Raw genomic sequence first — 18,501 nt, forward strand, 5'->3', positions numbered from 1 at the left:
CGAGCTGTACAGGCCAGCATGCGGGCCTGCAGCGGGGTAGAACATCGCCCGGCCAATATATGCATAAATCGGGCCAGGTTCCAAGTGCTGGCCAGTTCGCGGCGCTGCTTTGTTGTTTGTTTGCCAGCAAGCCCGGCTGCCGCTTTCAAAGGCGGCAGCCGGGCAGCGCCTTTACTTGGCGCCCGGCACTGCGCCTTCGATGCCCTTGACATAGAAGTTGATGCCACGCAGGAAGGCGTCATCGCCCACCACGCCGCTGGCCAGCACTTCCTGGCCCTTGTTGTCCACGATCGGGCCGGTCCAGACGGCGAAGCTGCCGTCCTTCAGGCCTTGCTTGGCCTTGGCCACCTTGTCCTTGGCTTCCTGGGGCACCTGGTCGGCGATCTTGACCAGGTCCATCGCGCCTTCCTTCACGCCCCACCAGAAGTTGCCCGACTGCCACTTGCCAGCCAGGGTGTCTTCCACCACCTTGCTGTAGTAAGGCGTCCAGTCGATCACCGCCGAGCCCAGGTGGGCCTTGGGTGCGAAGGCGCTCATGTCGCCGTCCTTGCCAAAGGCGTAGACGCCGCGCTCTTCAGCGGTCTTGAGGACGGCCGGCGAGTTGGTGTTCTGGTACATCACGTCCACGCCGCCATTGATCAGGCTGGTGGCCGCTTCCGATTCCTTGGGTGGCGCAAACCATTCGTTCACCCAGACCACCTTGGCCTGGATGCTGGGGTCCACGCTTTGCGCGCCCAGCACAAAGCTGTTGATGTTGCGCACCACTTCCGGAATCGGCACCGAGGCGACCACACCGACGGTCTTGGTCTTGGTCATCGAGCCGGCCACGATACCGGCCAGGTAGGCGCCTTCGAAGGTCTTGGTGTCGTAGACCGCCACGTTGTCGGCCTGCTTGTAGCCGGTGGCGTGCTCAAACTTTACGTTGGGCAGATCTGCGGCCGCCTTCTGCACAAACTCCTGGTAGCCAAAGCTGGTCGCAAAAATGAGCTTGTTGCCCTGGCCTGCCATGTCGCGCAGCACGCGTTCGGCATCGGCCGACTCGGGCACGCTCTCTACCATCGAGGTCTCGATCTTGTCGCCAAACTTCTGCGCAATCGCCTTGCGCGCCAGCTCGTGCTGGAAAGTCCAGCCGCCATCGCCAATCGGGCTCACATACATGAAGCTGACCTTGAGCTTGTCAGCAGCCGGCGCTGCTGCTGCCGGCGCGGGCGCCGCAGGAGCCGCTGGCTCTTCCTTCTTGCCACAGGCAGTCAGCGCTGCCAGAGAGAGGGCCGACAGGCCGATCAGCTTGATCACGGAGCGCTTGCGCACGGTTTGCATGGATGAATCCTTGGTTTTTATGAAAAACGAACGAATGCCGGGCCGTTGTTATCGTTATGGGCGCGTGGAGACACGCGCCTATGAGCCCGGATAGAAAGGCTTGCCCAAAGAGGCAGGCATGTTGGCGCGAATCCAGGTTGGATTGCGCGAGATCAGCACCAGCACCACGATGGTGGCCAGGTAAGGCAGCATGGACAGCAGCTGGCTGGCCAGTTGCACACCGCTGGCCTGCAGGTGGAACTGCAGCATGGTGACACCACCGAACAGGTAGGCGCCCAGCAGCACCCGCGCGGGGCGCCAGGTGGCAAAGGTGGTCAGCGCCAGCGCAATCCAGCCCCGGCCCGAGACCATGCCTTCGACCCACAGGGGCGTGTAGACGGTCGAGATGTAGGCACCAGCCAGGCCACACATCGCGCCGCCAAACACCACAGCCATCAGGCGGATGCGGCGCACCGGGTAGCCCAGCGCATGGGCGGATGTGGGCGATTCACCGACGGCACGCAGCACCAGGCCGGCGCGGGTGCGGTAAAGGAACCACATCATCACCAGCACCAGCGCCATCGCGCCATAGACCAGCGGATGCAGGGTAAACAGCGCCGGGCCCAGCAGCGGGATATCGGCCAGGCCAGGGATGGCGTACTTGGGCAGGCTGGGCAGCTTGGCCTGCACATAGGACAGGCCGACAAAGGCCGAGAAGCCCGCGCCGAACAAGGACAGCGCCAGGCCAGTCGCGTACTGGTTGGTGTTGAGCCAGATCACCAGCACGCCAAAGATGGCGGCCAGCACAGCACCCGCCAGCATGCCCGCGCCAAAGCCCAGCCAGGTGCTGCCGGTGTGGACCACGGTGGCAAAACCGGCGATGGCCGCGCACAGCATCATGCCCTCGGCACCCAGGTTGACGATACCCGCCTTCTCATTGATCAGCAGGCCCAGCGCGGCCAGCGCCAACACGGTGCCAGCGCTCAAGGTGGCGCCCAAAAGCAGTGCATAGGATTCCATCACAGGCCTCCCTTCACTGCGGCGCGCGATGCCACCCAACGCAGGCGGTAGACCACCAAGGTGTCACAGGCCAGCAAGGTGAACAGCAGCAGCCCCTGGAAAACGCCGGTCAGGGCCTTGGGCAGACCCAGGCGCGACTGCGCCAGCTCGCCGCCGATATAGAACATGCTCATAAGAATCGCGGAGAAAACCATGCCCACCGGATGCAGGCGGCCGACAAAGGCGACGATGATGGCCGCAAAGCCATAGCCGGCGGGCACATAGGGGGTGAGCTGGCCCAGGGGGCCGGCCACTTCCAGCGCGCCAGCCAGGCCGGCGGTGGCGCCCGAGATCATCAGCGCCGTCCACAAGGCCTTGCGCGACGAGAAGCCGGCATAGCGGGCTGCCGATGGCGCCAGGCCACCGACCTGCTGGGCCAAGCCAGCACGGGTGCGGAACAGGTAGATCCAGAGCATCGCAGCACCGGCCAGTGCGATCAGCACGCCGATGTTCATGCGCATGCCTTGCACCAATTTGGGGATTTGCGTGATCTTCTCGAAGCTCTTGGTCTGCGGGAAGTTGTAGCCCATCGGGTCCTTCCAGGGCCCATAGACCAGGTAGCCCAGCACCAGGGTCGCGACATAGACCAGCATCAGGCTGACCAGAATCTCGTTGGCATTGAAGCGGTCGCGCAGCCAAGCAACGATGCCGGCCCAGACCATGCCGCCAAGCATGCCGGCCAGCAGGATGACAGGCACGATCCAGGGGCCGGTGTTCTTGTCGGCCAGCAAGGCCATGCCGCCCGCAGCCACGGCGCCGATGACAAACTGGCCTTCGGCACCAATGTTCCAGACATTGGAGCGAAAGCAGACCGCCAGGCCCAGCGCAATCAGCAGCAGCGGCGTGGCCTTCATCGTCAATTCGCCCAGCGCATAGCCGGACTTGATCGGTTCCCAGAAAAAGGCCTGCAGGCCCTTGACGGGGTCCTTGCCCAGCAGCACGAACAGGCCCACACCGATCAGCACCGTGATCAGCAAGGCCAGCACCGGTGAGCCAAAGGTCCAGAAGCGCGAGGCCTGGGGGCGTTGCTCCAGCTTAAGCATGGCGGCCCTCCTCAGCAGCAACCGCAGCCACGGCAGCCGGGGCGGCACTGCGGCCTTCCCAAAGGCCGCTCATCCATTCGCCGATCAGCTGCACCGAGGCATCAGCCCGCGCCACCGATGGCGACAGGCGCCCCTTGGCAATCACATGCAGGCGGTCACTGATTTCAAACAATTCTTCCAACTCCTCACTGAGCACCAAGACGGCGCAGCCCGCATCGCGCAGCGCCAGGATCTCGCCCCGGATCTGCGCTGCCGCGCCCACATCCACCCCCCAGGTGGGCTGCGAGACGATCAGCAGGCGGGGCTTGGCATCGATCTCCCGGCCCACGATGAACTTTTGCAGGTTGCCGCCCGAGAGCGACTGCGCACTGGCATGCGGCCCACCGGCCTTGACGCCAAAGCGCGCAATGATGCCGCGTGCCATCTGGTCGAGCTGGCCCATGCGCAGCCAACCACCTGCGCCCAGCATCTCATTGCGGGTCAGCACCAGGTTGTGCGCCAGACTCATGCTGGGCACGGCGCCCCGGCCCAGGCGCTCCTCAGGTACAAAATGCAGGCCCAGCGCGCGGCGCTGGCCCGGGCCCATGCGCCCCATCGGCGTCGTGTCCATCAACACGGCCTGCGGCTCGGCGCGCATGTCTTCGCCCGAGAGCGCATACAGCAGCTCCTTCTGGCCATTGCCCGAGACACCGGCAATGCCCACCACCTCGCCGGCCCGCACCTGCAACGAGATGCCGTCCAGGTCCACACCAAACGGGTCCTGCTTGGCCAGGCGCAGTTGCTGCACCGTCAGCACCGTCGCACCCGCCTGGCTGGGGCGCAGCTCCAGCATCGGGGGCTCGGCGCCAATCATCATGCGCGACAGCGAGGCATTGCTTTGCTCGCGCGGATCGCATTCGCCCGTCACTTCACCGCCACGCAGCACCGTGCAGGCGGTGCAGAGCGCGCGGATTTCATGGAGCTTGTGGCTGATGTAAAGAATGCTGCAGCCCTCGGCGGCCAGCTTGCGCAGCACGATGAACAGCTTCTCGACCGCCTGGGGCGTGAGCACCGAGGTCGGCTCATCGAGAATCAGCACCCGGGGCCGGGTCAGCAGGCCACGGATGATCTCCACCCGCTGCATCTCGCCCACCGACAGGCTGTGCACCGGCCGCTGGGGGTCAATGTCCAGCCCATATTCGCTGGCCACCTCGGTGATGCGAGCAGTCACTTCTGCGAGCGACAGGCTCTTGTTTTGGCCCAGCCAGACGTTCTCGGCTACGGTCAAGGTGTCGAACAGGCTGAAATGCTGGAACACCATGCTGATGCCCAGTTGGCGCGCCTCCTGGGGGTTGCGGATCTGCGCCGGCTGGCCATCGACCAGGATCTGGCCCTCATCGGGCTTGACCGAGCCGTAGATGATCTTCATCAACGTGGACTTGCCAGCGCCGTTCTCGCCCAGCACGGCGTGGATTTCCCCGGCCCGTACTTTTAACGATACTTTGTTATTGGCTACAACCGCTGGGTAGCGCTTGGTAATGCCGATCAGCTGTAACCGGGGCGCGGCCGCGCCATCGGTTGTCGGTGTCGGGGTCTGTTCTTTCATGGGCGGCAATTGTCCCTCAAATTGTTACCCAATGTGGGCATTTGGCCTCAAGATGCGCGCACTCACACCGAAAGGCCCGCCGGGCTGCGCAAAGAGAGAGCGGTTTTTTTCAAACAGGCACGCAGCCAGATGGCGGCATCGGAGGCATGGGTTCGGGCATGCCACAGCAGGTAATAGTCCAGCGGCGGCAGCGCCAGCGGGCAGTCCAGAATCGTCAGCGCATGCTTGTCGACAAAGCGCTCACAGAACTGGCGCCCCGTGGTCAGCACAAGCAAGCTCGATGCCACCATCGCCGGTATCGCACTGAAATGGGCGCAGCGCGCCATGATGCGCCGTTCCACCCCCAGCGCATCGAGGCGGGCATCAATGATGCCGCGCGCGCCCGGGTGCGTGGCCGTCGGCGCAATATGCTCGGCCTGCAGCCAGGCCTCCACATCCCAACCCCGCCGCACGGCCGGGTGGCGGCTGCTCACCATGCTCACCACGTCGTCACTCATCAGGCTGGTCATGTGCAGATCGCCGGTGGGCTGCAGCCAGTTGCCCACCACCACGTCGATATCGCCGTTGGCGAGCTGGGCGTGGTAATGGGTCTCGGACGACAGCGGATAGATCTCCACTACACACAGCGGCGCCTCGGACTTGATGCGCGCCACCAGCGCAGGCAGAAACAGCGGATCGAAGTAATCACTCGCTGCAATACGGAAAGTACGGGTCGCCGTCTGCGGGTCAAAATCGCGGGCATTGCTGAACAGGCTCTCGGCAGCGCGCAGGATGGCGGCCGCGGGCTCGACCATGCGCTGGCCCTTGTCGGTCGGCGTCATCGCCGCGCCCGAACGCACCAGCAGAGGATCGCCCGCCAGATCGCGCAGGCGCTTGAGCGCCGCCGACACCGCCGGCTGGTACATGCCCAGCCGCAAGGCCGCCCGCGAGACGCTGCGCTCGGTCAGCACCGTGTGCAGCACCCGGATCAGGTGCAGGTCAATCTTGTCAAACAGGGCTTGGTCGCGCATGCGAGTATTTTGAATGTGGACATTCAAGCTTAGCAGCCGGGACCTGCAGGGCGTCCCGGTTCTTACCCCAAGCCGGGGCCAACGAAGTCTTCAAGCCACCTTGGCCTCGCGCCAGCAGGCGCGGTTGCCGCCCTGGCGTTTGGCGCTGTAGCTGGCCATGTCGGCCGCGCGCACCGCCTGCAGCGCATCGGCAAACGAGGCATCGATCTGCAGCAGGCCGATGCTGACGGTGACCACAAAATGCTTGCTGCGCAGCTGGGGCTGCCAGTTCTGCAAGGTGTCGCAGAGCTGGGCGGCCAGCTCATGGGCCTTTTCCGGGCTGCACTGGCGCAGCACCAGCGCAAACTTGTCGCCCGCCACCCGCGCCGCATAGCCCTGGAATGGCTGCAGCAGCTGCAGCTGGCGCGCCACATGCTGCAGCACCAGATCGCCCTGCGCATGGCCGGCCAGCGCATTGATGGCGGACATATTGTCCACATTCACATAGAACAGCACCGGCGCACTGGGCGAGGACTGGTCCAGCCCCTCGCGCCGGGCCTGCAGCAAGGCGGTCAGGTGCAGCAGCAGCGCTTCGTAGTTGGGCAGCAGGGTGAGCTTGTCCATGCGGCTGGGCGACTGCGCGGCCACCCGGGCCTGGCCGGCGCGCACAAAGCACCAGCGCAACTCCGATCCCGCCTCCGCGATGTTCACCAGATGCAGGCTGACCATCACGGGCGCGCCCGACTGGTGGCGCAGCACCACACTGGTCTCGGCACTGCCCTGGCGCTCCAGATCCGGGGCCAGTTGTTCCCAGGCCTCGTCAAAATCCTGGTCGGCCATCGCCAGCATGCGTACCGGCTGGCCTTGCAAGTCCTGGCGGCTGTAGCCCAGCAGATGCGCCAGCGCCTGCGACACCTGCTGGATCTGGTCTCCCTGCAGCAGCAAAAAAGAAAAGCGCGCATGCGCGAGCACACTCTCGGCCAATTGCTGCTGCTGGCGCAATTGCTCGGCGAGCGAGTCGCGCTGCTGGCCCAACTCTTGGAGGTGCATACCCATGCGGTCGATCTCGTCGGGCGGCGGGCCGCTGGCCAGGTCGGCAGTCTGGACAGGACCCGAGGCCAGCGACAGCACCGGCGCCGGTGCAATCGGCAGCGGTGTCTGCGCCACCAGCAGCTTGAAACGCCGGCTATGGCCCCAAAGCCACAACCAGGTCAGCGCTGCCAGAGCCAGCGGCATCAGCAGCAGCCACCACCAGCTGCGCCATTGGCGGCCCCAGCTTTGCAGGCTCTGGTCATGAGGCATCACCCGCAGCACCAGCCAGCGGACGGAAGGCATTTGCGCCACGCTCACGAGATGGGGTGCCAGCCACCAGGACTGCGCAGAAAGAGGGCCACCAGCGGCTGCGCGCTCCTGCCAGCGCTGCAGCACCTGGGCCAGCAAGGGGTCATCGTCGGAGGTACCCAGAATCCGGGTCGGATCGGGGTGGGAGATCAACACACCAGCAGCCGTCATCAGCACCAGTTGCCCGCTGTCAGGCGGGGTGGCCGCCAGCGATACCGGCAGCAGGCTTTGCGACTGCAGGCGCAGCACCCCGGCCATGGCGCCCTGCACGCTGCCCTGCTTGTCGCGCAGTGGAATGCCCAGCGCAATGCTCGGACCGCCGGCGGCACTTTTGAAGGGTTCGGACACCTGCGGTTTGCCATCGACCATGACCCGGCGCAGCAGATCCCGCTCGGCGGGCTCGACGGCCTCGTCGCCCTGGCCCGCATCGCGCACCTGCCGCCGGATGACCTGGGCGCCGCGCGCAAACACCAGGCTGTCAAAGTAGCGCGTAGCCGCCAGTCCTTGCTCCAGCAGCGGGGGCGGTTGGGACGCGGGGCCTTGCACCCAGGGCGCTGCCGCTTCGGCCAGCGCGCCCAGCACCTTCTGGCTCTGCTCCAGCTTGCTGCCCATCAGCCGGGCCAGCATCTCTGCTTCATCCGCCTGCTGGGTCGATAGCTGGGTGATCACCGTCTGCTGGCTGGCATGGATCGCCAGCCACTGCAGCAGCGCCGTGCCCAGCAGCACCATCAAGGGCACCACCACCCACAGCCGCCACAGCCAGGGCCCGGCCGTATCGCGCAGGCCTTCTACCGGCGGTGGAGGATCGGGCTGCCAATGCACCTGCCTGCCATCCATGCCGCGCTACCTGGCCACCATGGCGGCGGGAACCAGATTCTGGTGATGGCAAATAACAGACTCTGGCATGCGGCACCTCCTTTCAGGTGCCACATATTGGCGGTTATGTACCAGCGCGGGTATCGGGACAAAACCGGACGGAGAAAACCCGGGTTACAAATGCGCCCATCAGGCTTTGGCGAGTTGGCGCAGCGATTCGGGCTGCGGCAGCCAGAGGTTTTTGCCCAGGCCGTCAAGCAGGCCCTGATCGCGCAGCTGGCGCAGCACACGCGAGAGCGTCTCGGGCGCGATGCCCAGGTGGGCGGCAATCTGGCGCTTGGATTGCGCCAGCTGCACCCTGAGACCCTGGTCACCGGGCTCGGCATGCAGCAGCAGCCATTCGGCGCAACGCGCCACGGCGTCCTGCGCCACCCGGCTGACCGCCAGCGCAGCCTGCTGGCAGTAGCCCTGGGCCATGCTGGCCACCAGGCCCTGGGCCTCTGCCGGCCATTGCAGCAGGTAGCCGCGCAGTTGCTCCACCGGCACCGCTCGCCATTGCACGGCGGTCTGCGCCACCATATCCACAGCGCAGGGCTGGTTGGCCAACGCGGGGGCAGCATCCAGCCAGCAGGGGCCCTCCATCACCCCGAGCAGGTGGCGCATGCGCCCCTCTTCCTGCACGCCAAAAGCGACCGAGCCCCGCTCCAGGTACAACACATCCATCAATGGCTGGTGGCGCTGGCGCAGCAAAGCACCCGCGCTGGCGCTGTGGGGGGCAAATTCATCCAGGCAGAGTAAGTCAGGCATGGGCCGCACTTTGCCGCGATTGCAGCCTGTGCACATTGAGCTACATCAATCCTTGCCCCAGATCTGCACGCCAAAAGTTGGTGCTTGCGACGCGCACGAAGCCGCACTAACCAGCTACCCGCCTTCCAGTGCATTCAAAAACCGTATACCCGGAATATGCGGCGTTCACGCCACACCACGGGTCTTTACCAGCGGTTTTTTTAGCTTTTGGCACACATATTGCTCAGAGCGGTCGGCACTGACTTCACAATTCGCCGCTATCACAAATTCACACGTTTGTAACAAAGGAATGCCATGAATAACAAACTGCTCGCCCTGGCCGTGATGGCCGTCTGCGCCTCTGCGGCGCAAGCCCAATCGTCGGTGACTGCAACCGGCTTGGTCGATATGTATATCGGCTCGATGAAATCCCCCGGCGATGACGGACGCACCTCCACCCTGGGCAGCGGAGGCATGACCACCTCCTGGTTTGGCTTCAAGGGCACCGAAGATCTGGGCGGCGGCCTCAAGGCCAGCTTCCTGCTGACCAGCTTCATGCGCGCCGACACCGGCACGCCCGGCCGCTTCAACGGCGACATTTTCTGGTCGCGCGATGCGTTGGTGTCGCTGTCCGGCGATTTTGGTGCCGTCACCTTGGGCCGCACCGTGGCGCCCAACTTTGTGCCGACCATCTCGATGAACCCCTTTGGTGATTCGTTCACCTTCTCCCCGCTGGTGCTGCACCAAAACGTGTCGCTGTTCAACAAAAGCGGCTGGCAAAAAAGCAACCCCTCCGACACCGGCTGGGGCAACCAGGTCATCTACAGCACCCCCAAGGTCGGTGGTTTCAGCGGCAACCTGCACTACCAGTTTGGCGAACAGGCCGGGGACGGTGGCAAGAACAACATCGGTCTGAACGCGACCTATGCCAGCGGCCCCTTGGCCGTGACAGCCTTCTACGAAACCGTGGATCTGAGCAATCCCGTCTCTACCGTCCTCGACCAGAACTACCGCAACTGGATGGTCGGCACCAGCTATGACGCAGGTTTTGCCAAGGCCTATGCCACCTATGGCCAGACCACGGGCAAGGACACAGACAGCAAGATCAAGACCGCCAGCCTGGGAGCCACCGTGCCGCTGGGCGCCACCAGCCGCATCCTCGCCGGTTGGGCGCACAGCAAGCTGCAAGACAGCAATGCCAAGCGTGACACCGTCTCCGTCGGCTACAACTACGACTTCTCCAAGCGCACCGACGGCTACGCCATCGTGATGTACGACAAGGTCAAGGACTTTGGCAACGGCACCAGCTTTGGCGTCGGCATCCGCCACCGCTTCTAAGCGGCTCGTGTAGCGGTCTGTGCGGGCTTCGGGCCCACCACGCAAAACGCCAAGCATCTGTGCATGCTTGGCGTTTTTTCTTGCCGCTTGGGCAGACCCAGCGCATCAGCGCCGTAGCGGACAATGGCTTACTTCTTCAGGCACTCGCTCATGAAGGCCTTGCGCTCGTCGCCCTTCTTGCCGGTAGCGTCGACATTACAGGTCTTCATGCGCTCCTGCTGGCGCTTGCGGCCGTCAGACAGGCAGCTGGACATGAACGCCTTGCGTTGATCGCCCTTGAGTTCCTTGGTCTTGGCCTCGGTGTTGCAGGTGCCCATCAGCTGCTGCTGGGCCGTGGGGGTCTTGTCGGCTGCCAGCGCGAACTGGGATGCCAGCGCGATGCTGGCAAGGACGATGAGTTTTTTCATGGTATGGGCTCTTATCTAAACTGCGCCGACGACCAGCGCAAGCGAATTTCTGCATATCTGGACCGGTGTGTCAATGGGCAGATGATGAAGAAGCGCAAACTGCCTACGACGGCCTCGCATGCGCCCATGAAAAAACGGCCTGATCGGCCGTTTCGGTTGGGGTTGCTGGGCGGTGCTCAGTCCACCAGACCGACATAGATGTTTTGCACGTCGTCGTCGTTTTCCAGACCGGCCAGGAAGGCTTGCACTTCTTCCTGCGCTTCGGCAGGCAGGCTGCCCATGCTGATGGGGGTCTTGGCCTTGTAACCCAGCTTGGCCGACAGCACCTTGATGCCCTGTTCGGGCAAGGCCTTGCTGACGGTGTCCAGGTCCGTGGGCTCGGTGATGAACAGGGTCACGCCCTCTTCTTCGGCCGGCTCGAAATCCTGCGCACCCGCTTCGATGGCAGCCAATTCCACATCGGCGCCGTTTTCTGGCTCACCTTCGACCATGCCCACATGGTCAAAATCCCAGGCCACTGCGGTCAGTTGGCCCTTGCGGAAGCACACGCGCATATTGGGTGCCGTGCGGTTGGGGTTGTCGGTCAGGCACTCCACCATCACCGGCACGCGGTGCGGTGCATAGCCTTCGAACAGCACGGTCGAGTAGTTGACCGCATCGGCGCCAGCGCCCGAGCCCTTCTTGATCGCGCGCTCCAAGGTGTCCTTGGGCATCGATGCCTTGCGGGCCGCTTCCACAGCCATGCGCAGGCGCGAGTTGCTGGCCGGGTCACCCCCGCCCAAACGCGCCGCGACCGTGATTTCCTTGACCAGTTTGCCAAAGAGTTTTCCCTTGGCATCGGCGACCAGCGCCTTGCCCTTTGCTTTCCATTGCGCGCCCATGGCTGCGTTTTCCTAGTTGTTGGTTGGGCAGCAGCGGTGGCTGCTGGCAACAATGCCGGGCAAAGCCCAGATTGACAGGGCAAATTTATACACCGCCGCCCAAGGCTGTGCTGGGCATAAGGGGAAATCTTTGCCAAAAACCTGGGGCATCGCTGCGGTCAAACGACGCCGGGGCGTGGGCTGCAAAGCTGCGGCAACCGTTCATGGGCACAATATCAGGATGTCTTCTTTACAGAAACTATGGCGGTGGGCGACGGCCCAGCGCACACCTCTTCTCTGGAGCGCTGGGTGCTGGGGGCTATCCTTTGTTTTACTGGGCCTGCCCGGCTTTGCCAGCTATGCGCCCGCCGAGCAGCTCTTTGTCTGGGCTGGCGATGGCGCGCTGCTCGATGCCATCCGGGGTGACAACCTCTGGCCCATCCTCATCTCGGCGAGCTTTTTGCAGGCCTTGCTGATCACGCCTGCGCATTGCATGCTGCGGCGCTGGCGGCCAGGCCTGTCGCGCTGGCCCCATGTGCTGGGCGTGGCCTTGGGCGTCTGGCTCACCAGTATTGTCTGCACCTGCATGATGCTGCTGGCGGCGACCGGTGCATAAAAGCTGCAGCCTGCCTACAATCACGGCGCCTGCTTCTTTTTCCATAGCCCCCACCCTGCACGCTTCCATGCCCAGCCCTCTTTCCCCCATTGGTGTTTTTGACAGCGGTATCGGCGGCCTGAGCGTGCTGCGTGCACTGCGCGATGTGCTGCCCGATGAGCAGTTCGTCTATGTGGCCGACAGCGGCAACGCCCCCTATGGCGAGCGTGGCGACGCCTTTGTGCAGCAGCGCTGCGCCCACATCACGCAGCAGATGCGCGAGCGCCATGGCATCAAGGCGCTGGTCATTGCCTGCAACACGGCCACTGCAGCGGCCATCGAGGGCCTGCGCGAGCAGCACCCGGGCCTGCCCATCATCGGTGTGGAGCCCGCCCTCAAGCCCGCCGCCCAGCACAGCCAGACCCATGTGGTGGGCGTGATTGCCACCCAGGGCACCGTGAACAGCAGCCGCTTTGCCACCCTGCAGGCCGCGCATGCCACGCAAACCCGCTTTGCGGTGCAGGCCTGCAATGGGCTGGCGCGCGCGATTGAAGACAGCACCCGGCCTGGGCGCGATGCAGCCGCCGATGCTGCGCATATCCAGGGCCTGTGCCAGACCTACCTGGCCGCGATGGGTGACTTTGGCACACAGCCCGGCCAGATCGACACCCTGGTGCTGGGCTGCACGCACTATATTTTTGCCGCTGATACCTTGCGCGCGCTGGTGGGCGACCAGGTGGCGCTGATCGACACGGCCACGCCCGTGGCGCGCCGCACCTACAGCCTGCTGCATGCCACCGGCATGCTGCGCAAGCCAGCGCAGGCCCCTGGTGCCGACGATGCGTTCAGCCTGGCGACCACCGGCGAGCTGGCCGCGCTGCAATACGCTGCCGCCCAGTGGCTGGGGTTGCCGCCTCAGTTCTGCCAGGCCGCGGACTGATCAGCTGGCGCTGTCCGCCGCATCAGCCCCCTGCTGCCACAGCCGGTGGCCGCCCTGGTCCAGCCAGGTCAGGTAGAGGCGCACCTCCAGCTCCAGCTGGTGGTAGGACGGCTCCATGTACTCGCACAGCTGGTAGAAGGCCTTGTTGTGGTCGGACTCGCGCAGGTGCGCGAGCTCATGCACGGCGATCATGCGCAAAAAGGCCTCGGGCGCATGCTTGAACAGGCTGCCAATGCGGATTTCATGGCGCGACTGGGTCTTGCCGCCATGGTTCTTGCCGGTACGCACATGGATGCCCAGCGCCTGGTAGACCAGTTGCAGCTTGCTGTCATAGACCACCTTGGCCAGCGCCGCGCTGTTGCGCATGTGCTCGCCCTTGAGGCCCATCACATAGGCATGCAAGGCCTTGTCCGATCGCATCTGGTGCGGCTGCGGATGGCGCTGCAGCAGCCACTGGCCCAGCTTGCCCGATTGCACCAGGCTGCCCGCCTGCTGCTGCAAACTGGCGGGGTAGGACTGCAGATAGGGAAGCAAGACTGGGCTGGACATGGGCAAGGCCAATAACAAAGGCAGCACAGCGGCTGCCTTGGGGTCAGATACAAGGAATGCTGCGCCTTTGGCAGCGCAGCCAATGATCAATGCAGGTGGCGTGGGCGGCGTCCGCCACCGCCATGGCCGCCACCAGGGCCACCGGTACCACGGGGTGGCTTGCCGATCTCCAGCGAATCGACCAGCGCATCAAAGCGCTGGCTGAACAGCTTGTCGATCTCGCCCACCACACCGACGAGCTCGCCGGCATCGAAGTGGCGCTCCATCGTGCTGACCACGTCCTGCACCAGCATGTCGCGTTGCACCTGCATGATGGCCGCAGGCGTCGGGCCCACAAACAGCATCATGAAGTCGTCGCGCGACTCTGCGCTGCGGTCCTGCTCCTCGTCGTCGAACTCGGCGTCGTAGAAGGTGACCTCGATCGCTGCGCCCTGGTCGGCCAGTTCGTTGAGATTCATGCACATGTCGTCCAGCGACTGGCGAAAATCATCATCGCCGCGCACGGTCCAGCACATCTGCAGCACATGGTCCTTGGGCTCGAACAGAATGCCGGGCTCCTCCTCGTAAGCGCTCTCCGCGCCATCGACCAGCGACTTGGCGCCCGCGTAGCCCCACAGCGGTTTCAAGGCCTCTTGCAGCTGGTCAAAGCCGACATCGGAACGCAGCAGCACTTGTCCGTGGACATGGATCTCAAAGGGTGGGTTGTAACTGGGCATGTTCTGTACCTTCCTAAATGGGGGCCGCCTGCTTGCACTGGCCAACCCCACGCCTGATGACACGGCACGCCGCATCGCTCTCCACAAGGCGCCAGCACAGCCTCTGTTACAGGGCCGGACCGGCGACTCTCCATGCGCCACCCACCCGAGCGGCGCAATATCCACAATATCGGACATTGTGCCCGGTTTGTCGATCACAGACGAAGAAAAAGCCAGCAGGGTGCCTGCTGGCTCACGCTTGGCTCTACCGCTACCAAAGGTCGGGGCTGCAAAACGGTCTTCAACACTGCCGGCACGCTTCGCAATGCCCGGCCAGTGCCTGTGGCGCGGGCAATAAAAAACAACGGTTTGCAGGTGTTTTCTGCGAAACCGTTGCTCTGTATTGCAATGCGCTAGGGCATTTTAACAGTTCCGGCCTGGGGCCAGGTTCTGCAGGGTTGGAAGCCACCGCTGTGCCTTGCCAGGCCAGCGGTGGCGCCCTCAGCCTCAGTCGCCCGCCTGCACCATCTCGCCGTTCGGGTCGGTCACCCGCACCACGGTGATGACCGGTGCATCCTCTGCGTCTCCCACGATGCCGGTGCTGGCACCATAGAAGCCTGCAACGAAGCGGAAGGCCGGTGCGCCCGCAGGGCCCGTGCAGCGGAAGTTGTACTGGCGCAGCACTTCGGCGACACAGACATAGCCCGAGCTCGTGTCGATCACCGAGTTGGCGTCCCGGGTCTGGAAGCGGAGGATGCGGCTCGGTATCGCCGTGCTGGCCGACAGCAGCACCCACGAGCCGCGCAGCGACTGGGCCGAGCCCTTGTTGACGCCGTAGTAGAAGCGCTCGATCTGTACCGGCTCTTCACCCGGGAAGGCCAGCGTCCCTACCGACGGCGCGCTGAAGTGGATCGACTTGGTCAGTCCCGCATCCGCCTTGAAACGCGCCACCGCTGCCGGGCCACCAAAGTAGCGCCCGCCCTGGTACTGCACGGTAGGCAGATCAGGCGTGTTGGGCTCTGGCGTGGTGGAGGCATCGTGCGCGCCCAGCAGGCTGTGGAAGGTCGCCTGGCCATTGCTTTCGTAGTTGTATACCGACATGAACAGCATATGGTCCTCAGCGTTCGTGGGCTTTTGCAGCTCAATCGAAATACCGCGTCCAGGCAGGCCGCGCAATTCGCTGCTGACGATCCAGGTGCCCGATTCCGGCGCATAGCCTGGCGCGTAGTAGCTGGTGCGCACATTCTGGTTGTTCTGCCGGGTGTAGGCGGCGCGCGCCACGCGGAAGCCCACCAGGCGCCGCGCCTCGTCGCCGCCTTCGCGCACGGTTCCGCTCAGCTGGTCGACACCACGCTGCAAGGTCAGCGCCACTGGGCCACCGCTACCCGCACCCCCTGCTCGGTTGCCAGAGCAGTTGAAGACCACCCCCGAGCCACCATAGCTGCACTGCGCCAGCACATGGCCGCTCAAGGTACCGCCAAAGCCGTGCACAGTGGTCGCGGCGGTTGGAGGATAGGGCCAGGTGATCGCGGCGGTGGTCAGCGCTTCGCTCATCGCGACCTGTTCGCTGCTGCCAATGTCCGCCCACCAGCTGCGCACCGGCTGGTTGTTGCTGTTGAACTCGACCATGGCCCAGCGATCCACAAAGGCCGGGTCGGAGAAGACGCCGGCTGGCGTGCCCTCATAGTCGTAGCGCTGCATGGCCTTGACAGGTTCGCCGGGGAACTGGATCGTGCCCCTGCTGCGGCTGGTGAACGTGATCACGACATTACCAGGGCTGCCCGCTTCATGGCCATCGCGTTGCTCGCTGCCAAAGAAGCGCCCGCCTTCATAGAAGTACAGCGGAGCGGTCACCGTGTTGTCGTGCAAGGTACCGAGTGCGGTATGGAAGGTCGGCGCACCTGATTGGCGGTAGTTGTAGACCTGCATGAACAGCACGCCATCCTGGATGTCGATGCCCATGCCACGCCCTGGCTCGCCATTGAGTTCATCGCTGATGATCCAGGTGCCACTCTGGGCCGCAATCAGGGTGGTGGGCAACTCGCCGGTGGCGTCGGAGGTTTTCGAGACCTGGCGCGTGCTGCTGCCGGTATTGCCCGCGTCATCGGTCTGCGATGCCGTCACCGTGACCGAGCCCTTGGGCAAGGCCCCTACCTGCATACCGGGTGCAGTCCAGTTACCGTTGACGCAAGCCACCGTCACCTTGATCGCACCGACGCTCACCGTCACCGCACCATCACCGCTGGTGCACGTTCCCGCTGGGCTGTACGAATTCTGGTTGGAGGTGTCGATGGTCGGCGCGGTGCTGATCGAGACCGCCGGCGCCGTCGTGTCCTTCACCGTGTTCAGCGAGCCGGAGATGACAGTGCCTGCCACCGTCTGCGAGGCTTTCACCACCACCGTGCCCTCTGGCAGGCTGCGCACGTCGACACCGCTCACCACCCAGTTGCCGGCATTGCAGGCCGCCGAGCTGCTGACACTGCCGATCGCTACCGTCACCCCACCGCCAGAAGCGCTGCAGGCACCGGAGACGCCGCCATAACTGGCCTGGTTACCACTGTTGATGCGCGGCGCGACAACCACGGTCACAGCAGCGGCCGTGCTCTCCTTGCTGGTTGCGCGGCTGGCGCTGCCGGTATTGCCTGCGGCATCGGTTTGCATGGCAGTCACCGTGACAGAACCCGCAGGCAAGCCACTGACATCCATGCCCGAGGCAGACCAGATACCGCTGTTGCAAACGGGCTGCGGCACCGCTGCCACGCTACCCACGCGCACGGTCACCACAACGCCGTTTTCAGAGCAGCTACCGGCTACGCCGTAGGCCGATTGATTGCCTGCATTGATCACCGGGGCCGAGGTAATGGCCACTGCCGGTGCGGTCGCGTCCTTGCCCGTCACCAAGCTGCCCGATCCGGTTTGCCCGCCGACAGTTTGCGACGCGGTCACGGTCACCGCCCCGTCGGGAAGGCCGCTGACATTGATACCCGAGGCCGACCAGACACCGCCACCGCACAATGCCGATGCCGGGACCGATCCAACCATGACGGCCACCGTTTCACCATTGGCTGAGCAGGTGCCCGAGACGGTGTACGAAGCCTGGTTGGACGCGGTGATCTGTGGAGCCGCGACGACGGACACCACCGGCAGTGGCGGCACCGACCCCGTGGATTTGGTGGTCGACTGGCTCGCGGAACCAGGTGGCTGTCCGGCGACCGTCTGCGTTGCCGTGATCGTCACCGTGCCATCGGGCAGGCCTTGTGCATTCACCGAGCCAGCGTACGTACCGCCTGCGGAACAGGGCAGCGACTGGCTGACGCCGGCAGGACTGGAGCTGATGGCCACATTGCCGCTGCCAGCGCTGCAGGTGCCGCTGATGGGCACGGAGGTCTGGTTGCCCGCATTGATCGGCGGCAGCGGATTCAAGGTCACCGTGGGCTTGCAATCGGGCATCGATGCGGTGGAGTTGCCGACGATCACCGAGGCGTTGAGCAAAGGCAAGGTCAAGGCCTTGGCCACCAACTCAATGCGCAGCGCGGTCACGCTCATGGAGGTGCCGCTTTGGCTTTGCTCATTGGTGTAGAGCTTGACACCCACCTCCGTGCCAATGGTTGGCACCCCGATCGTCAGGTTCACCAGACCATTGAGGCTTGCACTGACGCCGCTGAGCGCGCCGGTTCCGCCGAGGATCTGGGCATCGCCCGAGCCTTGCGGCACACCGTTGACGCAGGCCATACGGGCTTGAGAGCTGATGGTATTGGCACCCAGCGACAACCCCGCCAGCGTCAGATTCAAACCGTCCACGGAGCTGTTGGATACCACGTTGTTCTGCGCCAGATTGCTTTGGGTGGAGGAGTTGATGACACCCGTGCCCACGTTCAGCAGATTGGCTCCGGCGGTCACGCCCACACTCGCTACAGAAACCGGCGTGTTGAAATCCGGTGGTGCACTCTTTTGGCCGGTATCCGCAAATGGGACGCCCAGCCCTGCCCCGAGTACATCGGCTGTGACCTGCAGGCCATAGGCCCGCCCGGATCCTGAGGATGCCGCCAGGGCGGAAGTGCTGCAGACGAAGGCCAGGCCTGCAAGCCCCCCGTACAGCAGACGGCGGATAGTTCTCTGTGCACCAATCGGGTTCATAGCGTCTCCTTCTGCACCGCCAGAACGCCCGTTGGGTGTGATCCACTCAGACCCCACCAACC

Annotated in this window: 15 protein-coding genes; 3 read left to right on the forward strand and 12 right to left on the reverse strand. The window is 64.3% G+C overall.

The window, feature by feature from the left end; translation table 11 throughout:
* Nucleotides 1–171 precede the first annotated feature (171 nt).
* From LPW39_RS11615 to LPW39_RS11645, 7 genes are all read right to left on the reverse strand, one after another.
* Nucleotides 172–1,320, reverse strand: a complete 1,149-nt coding sequence (locus LPW39_RS11615; RefSeq protein WP_230774827.1) for a BMP family ABC transporter substrate-binding protein — start codon at nucleotides 1,318–1,320, stop codon at nucleotides 172–174.
* 78 nt (nucleotides 1,321–1,398) lie between these two features.
* Complete coding sequence (locus LPW39_RS11620) at nucleotides 1,399–2,319, reverse strand: ABC transporter permease (protein WP_021027743.1); 921 nt, start codon at nucleotides 2,317–2,319, stop codon at nucleotides 1,399–1,401.
* The gene (locus tag LPW39_RS11625) at nucleotides 2,319–3,401 is read right to left on the reverse strand and encodes an ABC transporter permease (RefSeq protein ID WP_230774829.1); all 1,083 of its coding nucleotides are present in this window, start codon (nucleotides 3,399–3,401) and stop codon (nucleotides 2,319–2,321) included. The genes LPW39_RS11620 and LPW39_RS11625 overlap by 1 nt, the downstream gene beginning before the upstream one ends.
* On the reverse strand, nucleotides 3,394–4,986 hold the full coding sequence (locus tag LPW39_RS11630) for an ABC transporter ATP-binding protein (protein ID WP_230774830.1): 1,593 nt from the start codon (nucleotides 4,984–4,986) through the stop codon (nucleotides 3,394–3,396). The genes LPW39_RS11625 and LPW39_RS11630 overlap by 8 nt, the downstream gene beginning before the upstream one ends.
* A 62-nt stretch (nucleotides 4,987–5,048) precedes the next feature.
* Complete coding sequence (locus LPW39_RS11635; RefSeq protein ID WP_230774833.1) at nucleotides 5,049–5,996, reverse strand: LysR family transcriptional regulator; 948 nt, start codon at nucleotides 5,994–5,996, stop codon at nucleotides 5,049–5,051.
* Nucleotides 5,997–6,086: 90 nt separating this feature from the next.
* Complete coding sequence (locus tag LPW39_RS11640; RefSeq protein ID WP_230774842.1) at nucleotides 6,087–8,153, reverse strand: sensor domain-containing diguanylate cyclase; 2,067 nt, start codon at nucleotides 8,151–8,153, stop codon at nucleotides 6,087–6,089.
* A 168-nt stretch (nucleotides 8,154–8,321) separates the two neighbouring features.
* Nucleotides 8,322–8,939 (reverse strand): Crp/Fnr family transcriptional regulator, encoded by a 618-nt coding sequence (locus tag LPW39_RS11645; protein WP_230774844.1) that lies wholly within the window; start codon nucleotides 8,937–8,939, stop codon nucleotides 8,322–8,324.
* A gap of 294 nt (nucleotides 8,940–9,233) precedes the next feature.
* On the opposite strand from LPW39_RS11645, the gene LPW39_RS11650 reads away from it, so the two are divergent.
* Nucleotides 9,234–10,256: a porin gene (locus tag LPW39_RS11650; RefSeq protein ID WP_230774846.1), complete on the forward strand. Its 1,023-nt coding sequence runs from the start codon at nucleotides 9,234–9,236 to the stop codon at nucleotides 10,254–10,256.
* A gap of 128 nt (nucleotides 10,257–10,384) precedes the next feature.
* On the opposite strand, the gene LPW39_RS11655 is transcribed toward LPW39_RS11650, so the two are convergent.
* Both LPW39_RS11655 and LPW39_RS11660 read right to left on the reverse strand, forming a co-directional pair.
* Nucleotides 10,385–10,663, reverse strand: a complete 279-nt coding sequence (locus tag LPW39_RS11655) for a PsiF family protein (RefSeq protein WP_021027750.1) — start codon at nucleotides 10,661–10,663, stop codon at nucleotides 10,385–10,387.
* Between the two features lie 176 nt (nucleotides 10,664–10,839).
* On the reverse strand, nucleotides 10,840–11,544 hold the full coding sequence (locus tag LPW39_RS11660) for a YebC/PmpR family DNA-binding transcriptional regulator (protein ID WP_133857816.1): 705 nt from the start codon (nucleotides 11,542–11,544) through the stop codon (nucleotides 10,840–10,842).
* Nucleotides 11,545–11,764: 220 nt separating this feature from the next.
* Between LPW39_RS11660 and LPW39_RS11665 the strand changes: the two genes are divergently transcribed.
* The gene (locus LPW39_RS11665; RefSeq protein WP_230774848.1) at nucleotides 11,765–12,139 is read left to right on the forward strand and encodes a hypothetical protein; all 375 of its coding nucleotides are present in this window, start codon (nucleotides 11,765–11,767) and stop codon (nucleotides 12,137–12,139) included.
* Nucleotides 12,140–12,206: 67 nt separating this feature from the next.
* Nucleotides 12,207–13,058 carry a glutamate racemase gene (gene murI, locus LPW39_RS11670; protein WP_230774856.1) on the forward strand — a complete coding sequence of 284 codons (852 nt, stop codon included), beginning with the start codon at nucleotides 12,207–12,209 and terminating at the stop codon, nucleotides 13,056–13,058.
* Here murI and LPW39_RS11675 read toward each other — a convergent pair whose 3' ends face one another.
* The 3 genes from LPW39_RS11675 to LPW39_RS11685 all read right to left on the reverse strand — a co-directional run bounded on the left by LPW39_RS11675 (nucleotide 13,059) and on the right by LPW39_RS11685 (nucleotide 18,439).
* Nucleotides 13,059–13,607 (reverse strand): YgjP-like metallopeptidase domain-containing protein, encoded by a 549-nt coding sequence (locus LPW39_RS11675; RefSeq protein WP_230774858.1) that lies wholly within the window; start codon nucleotides 13,605–13,607, stop codon nucleotides 13,059–13,061.
* Nucleotides 13,608–13,693: 86 nt separating this feature from the next.
* On the reverse strand, nucleotides 13,694–14,323 hold the full coding sequence (locus tag LPW39_RS11680; RefSeq protein WP_230774861.1) for a DUF6806 family protein: 630 nt from the start codon (nucleotides 14,321–14,323) through the stop codon (nucleotides 13,694–13,696).
* 486 nt (nucleotides 14,324–14,809) lie between these two features.
* Nucleotides 14,810–18,439 carry a choice-of-anchor P family protein gene (locus LPW39_RS11685; protein ID WP_230774863.1) on the reverse strand — a complete coding sequence of 1,210 codons (3,630 nt, stop codon included), beginning with the start codon at nucleotides 18,437–18,439 and terminating at the stop codon, nucleotides 14,810–14,812.
* Nucleotides 18,440–18,501 lie beyond the last annotated feature (62 nt).

It is taken from the genome of Comamonas koreensis (assembly GCF_021026195.1).
Classification (GTDB): domain Bacteria; phylum Pseudomonadota; class Gammaproteobacteria; order Burkholderiales; family Burkholderiaceae_C; genus Comamonas; species Comamonas koreensis.

Excerpts from the sequence above, each read along its gene's own strand:
- LPW39_RS11615 (WP_230774827.1), bottom strand. The coding sequence starts at position 1,320 with ATGCAAACCGTGCGCAAGCGCTCCGTGATCAAGCTGATCGGCCTGTCG.
- LPW39_RS11640 (WP_230774842.1), bottom strand. The coding sequence starts at position 8,153 with ATGGATGGCAGGCAGGTGCATTGGCAGCCCGATCCTCCACCGCCGGTA.
- LPW39_RS11685 (WP_230774863.1), bottom strand. The coding sequence starts at position 18,439 with ATGAACCCGATTGGTGCACAGAGAACTATCCGCCGTCTGCTGTACGGG.
- LPW39_RS11665 (WP_230774848.1), top strand. The coding sequence starts at position 11,765 with ATGTCTTCTTTACAGAAACTATGGCGGTGGGCGACGGCCCAGCGCACA.
- LPW39_RS11660 (WP_133857816.1), bottom strand. The coding sequence starts at position 11,544 with ATGGGCGCGCAATGGAAAGCAAAGGGCAAGGCGCTGGTCGCCGATGCC.
- LPW39_RS11650 (WP_230774846.1), top strand. The coding sequence starts at position 9,234 with ATGAATAACAAACTGCTCGCCCTGGCCGTGATGGCCGTCTGCGCCTCT.
- LPW39_RS11645 (WP_230774844.1), bottom strand. The coding sequence starts at position 8,939 with ATGCCTGACTTACTCTGCCTGGATGAATTTGCCCCCCACAGCGCCAGC.
- LPW39_RS11635 (WP_230774833.1), bottom strand. The coding sequence starts at position 5,996 with ATGCGCGACCAAGCCCTGTTTGACAAGATTGACCTGCACCTGATCCGG.
- LPW39_RS11620 (WP_021027743.1), bottom strand. The coding sequence starts at position 2,319 with ATGGAATCCTATGCACTGCTTTTGGGCGCCACCTTGAGCGCTGGCACC.
- LPW39_RS11675 (WP_230774858.1), bottom strand. The coding sequence starts at position 13,607 with ATGTCCAGCCCAGTCTTGCTTCCCTATCTGCAGTCCTACCCCGCCAGT.
- LPW39_RS11630 (WP_230774830.1), bottom strand. The coding sequence starts at position 4,986 with ATGAAAGAACAGACCCCGACACCGACAACCGATGGCGCGGCCGCGCCC.
- LPW39_RS11625 (WP_230774829.1), bottom strand. The coding sequence starts at position 3,401 with ATGCTTAAGCTGGAGCAACGCCCCCAGGCCTCGCGCTTCTGGACCTTT.
- murI (WP_230774856.1), top strand. The coding sequence starts at position 12,207 with ATGCCCAGCCCTCTTTCCCCCATTGGTGTTTTTGACAGCGGTATCGGC.
- LPW39_RS11655 (WP_021027750.1), bottom strand. The coding sequence starts at position 10,663 with ATGAAAAAACTCATCGTCCTTGCCAGCATCGCGCTGGCATCCCAGTTC.
- LPW39_RS11680 (WP_230774861.1), bottom strand. The coding sequence starts at position 14,323 with ATGCCCAGTTACAACCCACCCTTTGAGATCCATGTCCACGGACAAGTG.